Source organism: Bacteroidales bacterium (genome assembly GCA_012517825.1).
Taxonomy (GTDB): Bacteria; Bacteroidota; Bacteroidia; order Bacteroidales; family JAAYUG01; genus JAAYUG01.
The window spans coordinates 1-12269 of the sequence record JAAYUG010000161.1 but is presented as its reverse complement, the minus strand read 5'-3'; the positions used below and the strand labels follow the sequence as shown (position 1 = coordinate 12269).

General features: G+C 44.3%; 13 protein-coding genes. 10 read left to right on the top strand and 3 right to left on the bottom strand.

Going from position 1 to position 12269, the window contains the following annotated elements; all coding sequences use genetic code 11:
* Positions 1-136: 136 nt before the first annotated feature.
* On the bottom strand, positions 137-1474 hold the full coding sequence (locus GX419_11300; GenBank protein ID NLI25279.1) for a YihY/virulence factor BrkB family protein: 1338 nt from the start codon (positions 1472-1474) through the stop codon (positions 137-139).
* Between the two features lie 342 nt (positions 1475-1816).
* On the opposite strand from GX419_11300, the gene GX419_11295 reads away from it, so the two are divergent.
* Positions 1817-2827, top strand: a complete 1011-nt coding sequence (locus GX419_11295; GenBank protein ID NLI25278.1) for a flippase-like domain-containing protein — start codon at positions 1817-1819, stop codon at positions 2825-2827.
* A gap of 7 nt (positions 2828-2834) precedes the next feature.
* Here GX419_11295 and GX419_11290 read toward each other — a convergent pair whose 3' ends face one another.
* On the bottom strand, positions 2835-3218 hold the full coding sequence (locus GX419_11290) for a co-chaperone GroES (GenBank protein ID NLI25277.1): 384 nt from the start codon (positions 3216-3218) through the stop codon (positions 2835-2837).
* Between the two features lie 149 nt (positions 3219-3367).
* On the opposite strand from GX419_11290, the gene GX419_11285 reads away from it, so the two are divergent.
* From GX419_11285 to GX419_11250, 8 genes are all read left to right on the top strand, one after another.
* Positions 3368-5155, top strand: a complete 1788-nt coding sequence (locus GX419_11285; GenBank protein NLI25276.1) for a SpoIIE family protein phosphatase — start codon at positions 3368-3370, stop codon at positions 5153-5155.
* A gap of 115 nt (positions 5156-5270) precedes the next feature.
* Positions 5271-5657, top strand: a complete 387-nt coding sequence (locus GX419_11280) for a DUF1987 domain-containing protein (protein NLI25275.1) — start codon at positions 5271-5273, stop codon at positions 5655-5657.
* A gap of 5 nt (positions 5658-5662) precedes the next feature.
* On the top strand, positions 5663-7171 hold the full coding sequence (locus GX419_11275) for a hypothetical protein (GenBank protein NLI25274.1): 1509 nt from the start codon (positions 5663-5665) through the stop codon (positions 7169-7171).
* Positions 7168-7413: a hypothetical protein gene (locus GX419_11270; protein NLI25273.1), complete on the top strand. Its 246-nt coding sequence runs from the start codon at positions 7168-7170 to the stop codon at positions 7411-7413. Before GX419_11275 ends, GX419_11270 begins: the two co-directional genes overlap by 4 nt.
* Positions 7414-7481: 68 nt before the next feature.
* The gene (locus GX419_11265) at positions 7482-8072 is read left to right on the top strand and encodes an HDIG domain-containing protein (protein ID NLI25272.1); all 591 of its coding nucleotides are present in this window, start codon (positions 7482-7484) and stop codon (positions 8070-8072) included.
* A gap of 23 nt (positions 8073-8095) precedes the next feature.
* Positions 8096-8548 carry a DUF3887 domain-containing protein gene (locus GX419_11260; protein ID NLI25271.1) on the top strand — a complete coding sequence of 151 codons (453 nt, stop codon included), beginning with the start codon at positions 8096-8098 and terminating at the stop codon, positions 8546-8548.
* Between the two features lie 29 nt (positions 8549-8577).
* Positions 8578-9267: a 2-phosphosulfolactate phosphatase gene (locus GX419_11255; GenBank protein ID NLI25270.1), complete on the top strand. Its 690-nt coding sequence runs from the start codon at positions 8578-8580 to the stop codon at positions 9265-9267.
* A 1-nt stretch (position 9268) separates the two neighbouring features.
* A complete protein-coding gene (locus GX419_11250) occupies positions 9269-9928 on the top strand; it encodes a cyclase family protein (GenBank protein NLI25269.1) in 660 nt (219 codons plus the stop codon).
* On the opposite strand, the gene GX419_11245 is transcribed toward GX419_11250, so the two are convergent.
* On the bottom strand, positions 9907-11484 hold the full coding sequence (locus GX419_11245) for a peptide chain release factor 3 (GenBank protein ID NLI25268.1): 1578 nt from the start codon (positions 11482-11484) through the stop codon (positions 9907-9909). The genes GX419_11250 and GX419_11245 overlap by 22 nt on opposite strands.
* Before the next feature lie 390 nt (positions 11485-11874).
* Here GX419_11245 and GX419_11240 point away from each other — a divergent pair.
* On the top strand, positions 11875-12269 hold a 395-nt coding region (locus tag GX419_11240; protein NLI25267.1), incomplete at its 3' end, for a universal stress protein.

The window sequence follows — 12269 nt, the reverse complement described above, 5'->3', positions numbered from 1 at the left end:
TCGCTTTCGCTCCTGATGCGCAATCCGGGTTAAACCGGCCGCTTTCACTGCGTTTCAGCGGGGTTACCCGGATGCCAGCACGCAAAGCCCAAACACTGCGCATCAGTTCGCTTTCGCTCCTGATGCGCAATCCGGGTTAAATATCCCTGATGAGAATGTTTTCAGGGGCGTTTTCGATTGCTTTCAAAAAACTTTCCTGAATGGAGGTAATTCTTTTCAGTTCGCGGGAGTCAGCCACACTGATATTATCAATTCCCCGCTTTTCGATAGTCCTTACTACCCAGGCTATGGTCAGGCTGTTGACATCGCGTGCCGGCTGATAGCCAAATACTTTGATGCTGGGAGTTACCGTTTCGTTAAAAATCCGGCATGTTACCAGTTCGTAGATTATTTCACGCGCAATGCGTACCGGCATTTTGAGTTCATGGGCAATGTCCTGGGCCGTGGGCGGAGCATCACCGCTGATGAATTTTTTTACCACAAAGTGCACAATATACAAAGTAAGTATTCGCCGGTAATAATGGCTTATGTGAAGGGATTCGGACTCGAACTCATATTTTTCGACATTCTGATTGGCGAACGATATTTCTGCTCCGAACAATATAATCAGCCAGCTCAGCTGGAGCCATACAAGAAACAAGGGCAATGCTGCAAATCCCCCATATATAGCACTGTAGCGGTTTACTCCAATCTGAAAATGAATATACCCCCATTGGACGATCTGAAACACTGTGCCTGCAAGAACACCCGCAATAAGGGCTGATGAAAAGCGAACCCTGGTGTTTGGCATGACGATATAAATGAGGGTAAACAGGAACCAGACCAGTACATAGGGTGTGAGCTGAAAAAGGAACTGTACAAGGGAACTTAGTTTTTGGAGCAAGGGACTCGTTTCCGTCAACGTCTGAACCTGAACAGAGAGAAATACTGTCACACTGCTTGATAGAATAATAATAACCGGGGCCAGCAACATGATAGAGAGGTAATCGGTAAACTTCCTGACAAACGGTCGGGCCTGTTTGATTTGCCAGATATCATTAAACGACCGTTCAATGTTACTCAGTACGCTCATTACTGACCAGAAGAGCACCACCAATCCAACGCCGGCGATAACTCCGCCGTTGGCATTCTGAAGAAGGTTCCGTGCAAAATTGATGATCCAGGTTACAACCTCCTGCTGTCCTTTCAGGTGCGATGTGATTTCGGCTTCGAGCCGTTGTTCCAGTCCAAAACCCTTTGCAATCCCAAAGACCATTGCCACAACAGGAACCACTGAGAGGAGAGTATAGTATGTAAGTGCTGAAGCCCTCATCTGAATTTTTTTGTCAAAAAATTCCCTGAAGGCAATAAAAAAGATTTTTACCTGCCTGATGAGAAAATACCTGCCGGGTGAATGTTGTTCAGGCGAGGTTTTCCAGATGTCTTCCCTGATAAACTTCTGGGTTTTGGATACAATTTTTTTTCCTGAGACCATATAGCAAGATGGTTAAATGTTTCGGATTTTGTGTTTTGGGTTATGGGTTCAGAAAATTCACTTATCTCATGATGGCTCTTATCAACCGGATTGACTGAATAGACTGATTAGCCGAAATATCATCATTTTTATTTTGTAAAAATACAATTTTCGCAATCAACGGAATCTGTTTCGTAATAGAATTTGAATTTCCCAATCGATGTTCACCGTAAATTGGGCAGAGACCATTAGCAAACGCAAGGGTTCAATTTCGTTTATTATGGAATGACATGCTTACAGAAAAAGGGAAGAGCGAAATGATAAAAAAAGTTAATTTTGCTTTTCTCAAAAAGAAAAAAAGCATTGAAAAAGAAGATACTGAACACGCTCAAGTATTTATTGTTTTTTCTTGCGGGTGTTGCGCTGTTTTTGTGGGTATACAAAGATGTAAACCTGAAGGATCTGCGGTCGGAACTTGGCCGGCTTAATTACTGGTGGCTTGCCTTATCGTTCTTTCTGGGGCTTTTTAGCCATATCAGCCGGGCTTACCGCTGGAATATGCTGATTGAGCCATTGGGTTATAAGCCAAGGCCGTTGAATTCCTTTCTTGCTGTTATGACGATGTACTTTGTCAACCTGCTGGTTCCCAGGGCTGGTGAAGTATTTCGCTGCACCGTGCTGAGCAAATACGAGCAGATTCCTTTAACCTCGCTGGTTGGTACGGTTTTTACGGAAAGAGTTACCGATCTGATTACCCTGGCTCTGGTTGCTACTGTTATCCTGCTGTCACAGGTCGGAGTGTTTGAAACCTTTCTTGCGAATAATCCGGGTGTTTCGGAGAAGATCGGACAAATGACGTCCAATCCCTATGTTTATTTATTTATTGGATTATGCATCGCTGCGATAGCAGCTTTTTTCCTTTTCCGGAATTCCTTCAGGAAATTTCGTTTTGCGGGGAAAATTTACCGTTTGCTCCACAGTTTTGCCGAAGGGATCAAAACGATAATACACCTGAAAAGCATCTGGGCTTATATTGGTCACACGGCATTTATTTACCTGATGTGGCTGGTAATGTTGTATGTCGTTTTCTTCAGTTATCCTCCTACCAGCCATCTGACACTCGGAACCGGCATGGTTGCTTTTGTAATGGGGGGGCTGGCAATGATTGCCCCGGTTCAGGGAGGAATCGGAGCATGGCACTTTATGGTCTACCAGACGCTGTTTATTTATGGTATACCAATGGAATCGGCAAAAATATTTGCCCTTATTGCCTGGACCACCACCAATCTTGCCCTGACCCTTGTTGGATTAATTGCACTCCTGCTACTGCCTGTCGTTAACAAGGACAGGAGCAAATCGAAAATAGTTCTATAGAAAGCAGTTATTCGAAAAGTTCCTCGTCACGAATCAGCAGCAGAATGGCCGAATGGGGAACAATGACATATTTTTCACGGTTGAATTCAATTTCGTAAGCACTGCTCTGAAGATAAACAGCCAGGTCACCCTCCTTTGGCTGGAGGGGAACGTAACGCACCTCATCCGACTTGTTTTTCCAGGGCTCATCAGCTTCATTAATGGCCGGGATAGGATAGCCGGGACCAACTTTAAGAACATAGCCGCTTTGTATCTTTTCCTGCTCATGAACGCCGGGAGGCAGGAAAAGTCCTGTATTTGTTCTTTCCTGAGGCGATTTTGGCTTGATGAGAACCCTATCACCAACAACGATAAACTTTTTCAGATCGGCATTTTCAATATTGAAACCCATCGCATAGCATTTTCACTGCAAAGATAGGGAACATTTAAGAAAAGGTGAAATCCGCCTTCATAATCATACCGTTAGTAAAAAAAATTGACGGAATATTTCTTTTTCCACTGTAAAAAAATATCTTTGTTACTCAGGAAACAAGACAAGATATGCACCGGTTCCGGCATCTTATCCCAAAAGATTTGAAGTATCTGAAGTTCATTCTGGTTTTGATGTTTGTTGCATCCGCCAGCCTCCGGAATTCCACAGCCCAGGAGTCGCTGAATAAATTGTCGGATGCCGACCGGCAGGTATACAACGAATACCTCAATCAGATTTCACGCTTTGAATCCGTTTCCAACCATTATGAACTGGCGAAGTATTATACTTTGGCCGGAAATCTTTTATGGAAGAACAAATTGCATGAAGATGCCATTCGATTTTTTGAAAAGGCTCTGGAAGAAAACAAAATTCTTGGAAACCGGAATGCCATCAAGGTACTGAACAATAATATAGGGATCATCTGCACAGAACTGGGGAAAGACGAAACAGCACTGAATTACTTCAACGAAAGTCTGAAAATCAACAGGGCACTGAATAAAAAGACTGAGATTGCCTATGATCTGATTAATATAGGTTTGAGTTTGCAGAATCTGGGAAGATATGCGGAATCGAACCAGAAACTTCAGGAAGCCCTTGAGCTGACGAAAGAGGAAAATGATCTCAAGACGATGAAGACCTGCTACGGCATGATGGCAGAGAATTATGAAAAGTTGGGGAATTCAGCAAAATCGATGGAGTATTACAATCAGTTCAATTCCATTCAGAAGTTTCTTCAGCAGCAGGAAATAGACCGGGCAACAGAAGCCAAGAATCAGGCGGAAGCGCGCAGACTGATGACCGAGCTTGAACTTGCCAGCACGCAGGATACACTTTCTCAGGTTATTGAAATAACAAAAGAAAAGGAAATGCAGATCAGGCTTCTGAATACAGAGAAGCAGCTGCAGGAATCCAAAATAAGGGAACAGGAAGCACGGATCAGGAGCGAAAGGCTGTTCAGGCTTGTGCTGGTGGGTATTGTGTTTTTTGTTCTGCTCATTACATTTTTGATTTATCTGCAGCTTCGGCAGAAGAAGAAAGCGAATGCATTGCTGGCGCAGAAGAATGCTGAAATCAGTGCCCAGAAGCAAAAGATCACCGATTCGATTCACTATGCGCACCGTATCCAGAAAGCGGTATTAACCCCGCGCGAAGAAATACTCCATGTATTTGCCGGCCATTTTATTTACTTTCAGCCAAGGGAACTGGTAAGCGGCGATTTTTACCTGCTTTCCGAAGCAAGAGGGTATATAGTTGTTTCTGCCGTTGATTGCACCGGACATGGCGTACCGGGTGCCTTTATGAGCATGCTGGGGGTATCATTCCTCAATGAAATTTTGTCGTCCCTTGATCCTTCAGGAAAAGATTTTTCAGCAGCCATGGTGTTGAACAGAATGCGGGAAAAGATCATCCTTTCACTGCATCAAACCGGCGCAAGGAAAGAAAGCAAGGACGGGATGGATATGTCGATTTGCCTTTTTGAACCGGGACTGAAAAAGGTTCATTTTGCCGGAGCACACAATTCCATGTACCTTGTCCGCAACAATGAACTTCTGCAATACGATGCCGACAGAATGCCAATCAGTATCCACAGGAATGCGGAAAAACCCTTCACCAATCATGAAATTATCCTGCAGAAAGATGACTGCATTTATCTGTTTACCGATGGGTATGCCGATCAGATCGGGGGTGATAAAGGCCGCAAATTTCTGTCACGCAACCTGAAACAATTGCTGTTGGATATCCATTCCCGTCCTATGGATGAGCAAAAGACTATCCTTCGGGAAACCTTTGAGAAATGGAAAAACGGTTATCCGCAGCGGGATGATATATTGGTTCTCGGAATCAAAATACCATGAAAGCTATAAATTTCAGAGAGTTTAAATATTTTTTGGAGATAAAAAACACTTATCGTAATTTTGGTCAGGTTCGTTTGAACCGATTGGTATATCTGTATGACGCATTAGAACAAACATGATGGAACCTTTGATCATAACAGGAACTGACGAAATTCCAACCGTCATTCTTGATAAGGAAAAGAATCTGTTTGAAATTTCCGGGCAATCTATACCGGAGGAGGCCATCAGTTTTTATTCGCCGGTCATTGACTGGTTTGAGGAGTACAGTCAGAATCCCAATCCAAAAACCGTATTGAATTTGCAGTTGGAATATTGCAATTCTTCCTCTTCCAAAGCGATTGTTGATATTCTGGAGATACTGGAAGAAATGAACCAGAAGGGGAATCAGGTTGAAGTGGTATGGCATTATATGGAAGATGATGATGACATGCTCGATATGGGTAAGGAGTTTCAGGAGATTATCAATGTGCCGTTTACGTTTATTGCCATAAAACCGGAATAACCAAAATGAAAAAAGCGTTCATTGTTTTGTTATTCCTGGCGCTGTTTTTTGGAAATGATCCAAGGGCATCAGGCCAGGAAAGGTTATCCCATCCGAAAAAGATTTATACAGCGCCGGATGGGAAAATATACATCAACAAACACCTTGCGCTGTATTTGTGGATCAGTTCCTCTCCCGAACCAAATGCCCAGAAGTTCAGGCTTTTCAGTGAACGTTCCGCAAAATACACCAATCCTTTTTATCTTGATACGGAGGGGATGAATACCATCCGCACGCCGTGGGCAGTTGATACCGTTACCAAAGTTCCGGTTTATCCCCAGGAGGAGATTGTTTTTGAAGTCTATGCTGATGGCATTGCACCAAGGACAACCGTTCAGTATCAGGGAGGGAAAGTTCTTATGAAAGACGGGAAAATGTTTCTTTCGGGCAATGCTGTTATGGTGCTGACTGCACGTGATGGCATGTCGGGTGTTGAGCAGATCCTGTATTCCATTGACGGAGGTGCATGGAAAAAATATGATCAGCCCGTTGCATTCGATAAGGAAAAAGAATATCAGGTCCGGTTTTATTCGGTGGACAATGTTGGCAATGTTGAACCTATGCACAATGTTACGATCGTACTTGACAAATCGGGGCCTACAGCTCTTTTAAGATTTGCCGGTGATACCAGCCAAAATGTTTTTTCAGGCCGTGCATCCATCAGGATTATGGCTGAGGATGTCGCCGCGGGTATCTCCGGCATATATTACAGCATTGACAGCGGCGACTGGCATTCTTATCAGTACCCTATACTGACAAATTACCTGAGGCAGGGGGAACACACACTGACCTATGTAGCAGCCGATAACCTGGGAAATTCCAGCGACACGGCTGTTTACAGATTTTATGTTGACAAGACCCCCCCCATTGTGGTGCAGGAATTTATAGGAAAAAGTTTTCTGGCTAATGGAAAAGAGTATGCTTCCGGAAAAACCCTTGTTAAACTGACGGCTTTTGACAATAAAAGCGGTATCTCCGCTGTGTATTATTCCATTAACGGAAAACCCTATGAAAAATATGAAAAACCATTTTATCCTCCTGATGATGGAGGCAACCTGAAAATTGCATTTTATGCTGTTGACAAAGTAGGAAATAAGAGCGAATTACAGGGTGGGCAGACAGCTGCAAGTGCCATTCCTTATGTAGATTTGCTGGGACCAACCCTGCAATATAGTTTTATTGGCCCCCGGATTACCATTGGTGATACATTGTATATTGGTAAAAATACAAAAATTAAACTGACGGGTAAGGATACCGAATCGGGAATGAACCGGATCGAGTACCGGATGGATAATAATGAATACCAGACCTATACAGCACCTTTTTCCCTGTATACTGAAGGCAGGCATACGGTTCATTTTGTGGGTTACGACCAGGTTGACAATACCAATCAGCAATCATTTGTTGCAATCGTTGATACAGCCGGTCCTGTTATCAGCGTTCTTTTTGGCACATCGCCCCGTGGAGGGAAATGACAGAAAGAGGTGAGCTAAATATCTATCCTGTTCATACCATTATCTTCGCGGGCGCAACAGATCTACTTTCGGGAGTCGACAAAATTCAGGCGACCGTTAATAACAGCCCGGAAAAAATCAGCACCGGAATGATTGGTCCGATTGACAACCCGGGCCGATATACATTGACCATTAAAGCCATTGACCGATTGGGAAATGTGTCGGTTAAAGAAGAATCGTTTGTTATTTCCGCCCTCCGGTAAGTCTCCGGAAATTTTCCTCATAACCTTGCAAAAATCATTATTTTTACCCTGTTAAACCAGGAATCATTTTGGCTATGGCAGCACCCGACAGGAATCAGGCATACCAGCTTCTTTTACAATACAATACATCGCAACATCTTATCCGTCATGCTTTGTCGGTTGAAGCGGTAATGCGTTTTTTTGCACAAAAATATGGTCATGACCCTGAAAAATGGGGAATCATAGGGTTAATTCACGATCTGGATTACGACCGCTATCCCGAACAGCATTGCACAAAAACGAAGGAAATACTGGCACAAGAAGGGTGGCCTGAAGACTGGATCCGTTCGGTTGTGAGCCACGGATGGGGAATTTGCAGTGAGGTTGAACCGGAACATTTCATGGAAAAGGTGCTTTTTACCACGGATGAACTGACGGGACTGGTGGCGGCATCTGCCCTCATCAGGCCTTCAAAAAGCCTGTTCGATCTGGAAGTTGCTTCGGTGAAAAAAAGATGGAAAACAAAAGGATTTGCAGCGGGTGTTAACAGGGAGATCATTGAAAAGGGAGCAGGAATGCTGCAGATGGATATTGATACCATCATTGCCGACACGATAGCAGGAATGCGTTTAGTTGCCAGAGACATAGGCCTGGCCGGAAGCCTGAATCACCAGAATTGAAAAAATACCCAAAGTTTTTTGCAATGTGTCATTTTACAGACAAATCAGCCTCGAGAAAATTGTGCATCATTCTTTTTATCTCTTTGTTTTTCTTAATTCCTGTATCGGGTCAACCTGGTAATACGGCACTGCTTGAAAAAAAAGCGGGTGAAATTCTTGTTCTTTTTGACAGCGGAAAATATGCTGAAATAGCCCGGATGTTTGACGAGCGGCTCAGCAAGGGATTATCACCACAAAAGCTGGAAAAATCATGGAAAGATCTGGTTTACCAGGTCGGGCCCTACCATGGATTGGAACAAATCAAGGCCGAACCCTATGTAGGATCAACGATAGTTGTTTGCACCGGAAAGTTTGGTGACCTGCTGGTAGATCTGAAATTGCGGTTTAACGGGGCAGGTCAGGTTACCAGTTTGTATTTTCTTCCGCATGACTATGTCCCCCCCTCCCCGCCTGCAGATACTGTGCAAAGGGAATGAAAAAACGTACCTGACGAACACAGGGTTATATGCAAATCAGAATTCTTCATCTGACAGAGGGGGCAAAGCAGGCAGAAGGGCTGGCGGTGATAATTGATGTGTTCAGGGCATTTTCACTGGCCTGTTACTTGTTTCAGAACGGGGCAAAGAGAATTATTCCGGTAGCAGATGTTGAGGAAGCCTACCGTCTGAAAGCGCAGCATCCCGAATATATATTGATTGGCGAACGAAATGAGCGAAAGTTGCCCGGTTTTGATTTCGGTAATTCCCCCACACATATTGAGCATGTTTCCTTTAAAGGGAAGACCATTGTTCATACTACAAGTGCCGGAACGCAGGGAATAGTAAATGCCCGAAATGCCGCAGACATTCTGACCGGAAGTTTTGTCAATGCATCAGCGATTGTACGATACATTAAAACCCATGAGCCTCCGGTTGTTTCCCTGGTATGTATGGGATATTCGGCAACTGAACCTGCCGATGAAGATTTATTCTGCGCGGAATACATTCGGAATGAACTGGAAGGGAAACATACTGATTTTGACCACATGGTGAAACTATTGCGTGCAGGAAGCGGAAGGCGTTTGCTCGATCCCGCCAACCAACTCCATTCACCTGCACGGGATTTTGAGTTATGTTTAGCTCTGAACCGGTTTGATTTTGTGCTGAAAGTTAACCGATCAGCAAATCCTGCGGAGCTGGAAAAAATATGTATCTGACATGAAAATCACTGACCTGAGTCATACCATCCACACCAATATGCCGGTTTATCCCGGGACGGAGGAACCGGTTGTCGAATACCCCTTTCAGATTGATGTATGTGGTTACAACGAATCGCGTCTCAGCATGGTATCCCACACTGGCACCCATACAGATGCTCCGGCGCATATGCTTCCCAATGGGATAACACTGGACAGGATGCATCCTGACAGCTTTTTCGGTAAAGGGAAACTCCTTGATGCAAGAAAAGAAAACATGATAGGTGCCGACTTCATAAGGGGCGCGGTAAAAGATTTTTCAGGAGTTGATTTTTTGCTCTTGTACACAGGATGGAGCGATTTATGGGGGAAGGCAGATTATTTTGAAGGATATCCCGTTTTGAGCCTTGAAGCAGCAGAATTTATCAGTTCTTTCCCTTTGAAAGGAATCGGAATTGATGCCATTTCGTTTGACAGGGAAGGGAGCACAGAATTTCCTGTGCACAAAATTTTACTGGGAAAAGGAATATTGCTGATAGAAAACCTGACAAACCTTGAGCAGATTGGGGCACAGGAATTCTGGCTGATCTGTGCGCCATTGAAATTTGAAAACTCGGACGGTGCGCCCACCCGGGTCATATCCATTGAAGGCTATGAACCTCAGAATTCTGAAGTAAAATAAAACCTGATATCAGGAAATTTCTCCTTTGCCATTTCGAGGGCATACGCTGATTCGGCGAGGTAAACATCCCTGTGTTCCTTGTCCCATGCAAGGTATTGACTTTTCCTGAGTTTGAAGTCATCGAGTTGCCGGGCATTATCCGAAACAAACCAGCATGCCTTGTATACCTGCAGGGGTTCGTACCGGCAGGAAGCACCGTATTCATGCAGAAGACGGTACTGGATTACTTCAAACTGAAGGGCACCGACAGTTCCAATCACCTTACGACCGTTTGACTGGAGAGTAAACAGTTGGGCCACTCCTTCGTCCATAAGCTGTTCAATGCCGGTAGCAAGCTGTTTGTATTTCAGAGGATCGGCATTTTCAATATACCGGAACAGTTCCGGAGAGAAGCTCGGTATACCTTTGAAGTGGAGCTTTTCTCCTTCGGTAAGGGTATCACCGATTTTGAAGTTGCCCGTATCATGCAAACCCACCACATCGCCGGGCCATGCTTCGTCGATAACCGATTTTTTATTTGCCATAAAAGCGGTTGGGCTGCTAAACTTCATGTCCCGGTTCTGCCGAACATGATGGTAATTGACATTGCGCATAAAGCAGCCTGAAACCACCCTGACGAAAGCAATGCGATCGCGGTGGTTTGGATCCATGTTGGCATGGATTTTAAAAACAAATCCTGAAAAGCTTTTTTCCGAAGGGACGACGATTCGTTCCACAGCTTCGAATGAACGCGGAGGAGGAGCAATGTCAAGAAAGCAATCCAGCAGTTCCCGTACGCCGAAATTGTTGAGAGCACTTCCAAAAAATACAGGAGCCGTTTGGCCTGCAAGGTATTTTTTCACATCAAAGGGAGGGAAAACTTCTTTAATAAACGCCAAATCGTCCCTCAGTTTCCCGGCAAAATCCCCGAGGTACTGATCCATTCTGGGATCGTTCAAATCCTTGATTTCGGTGGTTTCCTGGACTCTTTGTTTATCCACCGCATTAAACAGATCCAGTTTTTCCTCGTACAGGTTGTATACTCCCTTAAAGGTAGGGCCATTGCTGATGGGCCAGCTCAGGGGAATTACATCAATGTTCAGTTCTTTTTCAACATTATCAAGCAATTCGTAAGGATCGAGACCGGGCCGGTCGAGTTTGTTCATAAACACCAGAACAGGAGTATTGCGCATCCGGCAGACATTCATCAGTTTGCGGGTCTGGGATTCCACCCCCTTGGCCGAGTCGATCACAATGATTACACTGTCAACCGCCGTCAGGGTGCGATACGTATCTTCGGCAAAATCTTCATGTCCCGGAGTATCAAGAATATTGACCTTGTAGCCTTTGTATTCGAACCCCATAACGGAAGTTGCCACTGAAATGCCTCTCTGGCGTTCGATTTCCATGAAATCCGAAGTAGCCGTTTTTCGTATTTTATTTGACTTGACGGCTCCGGCCACATGAATGGCACCTCCGAAAAGAAGGAGCTTTTCGGTGAGGGTGGTTTTTCCGGCATCAGGGTGGCTGATGATGGCAAATGTACGTCGGCGCTCTATTTCCTGCAGCAATTCCATATCCAAAAGAAAGGTGCAAAGGTAATATTTTCCAGGGAATCGCATTCTCTTTTCCCTGTTCGCTATTCTCTGGTTGCGGTCTCAGCGTAAAGGGACAGTATTAAAATCCAGGGACAAAAAAATTAAATTATAATCTGCCGAATAAAAGCAGAGGCACCTTTAGAATAATTCGGTTTAAAGAAACCGGAGCGAAACCGGTGGTTTCGAATTTCTATGTGCATGGTTACATCCATTGCGTTTCAACGTTTTTCCGGATGTCTGTGCACAAAACCCTGATACACTGTAGATTAGTTTGTTGACATTTCAACTGCTTAATCCCGTTTAAATCAAACTGACAAGGAGGGTAATACCGGTAAAATTTATATTTTTGGTACTACTAAAGATTTTGCAATGAGCACAACAAAAAAGAGGATTTTACTGGCTGTGGATTTCCGGGACCAATCGCTGGTTGCCCTGGAACAGGCCATCGATCTTGCCCGGTTTATCAATGCCGGCATTCTGATGCTGCATGTAATTGACACCAGTTATTTTCTGGCACGGCTCTTTTCGGAACGGGAACATTATGACCGGTTGAAAGCAGAGGCAATAACAAAGCTCAACAGCCTTGCCGGCCAATATGCCTCATCCGGCATTTCATTTGAAACCCGCGTGGAAGAAGGCAAGATTTATGATAAGATTATTGAGGTGGCCGATGAAATTCAGGCCCGTTTTATCGTGCTGGGTAAGAATGAGACGAAAGAAGGGAAAAAGAATATCATGGGTTCTAATGCCACCCATGTTATATC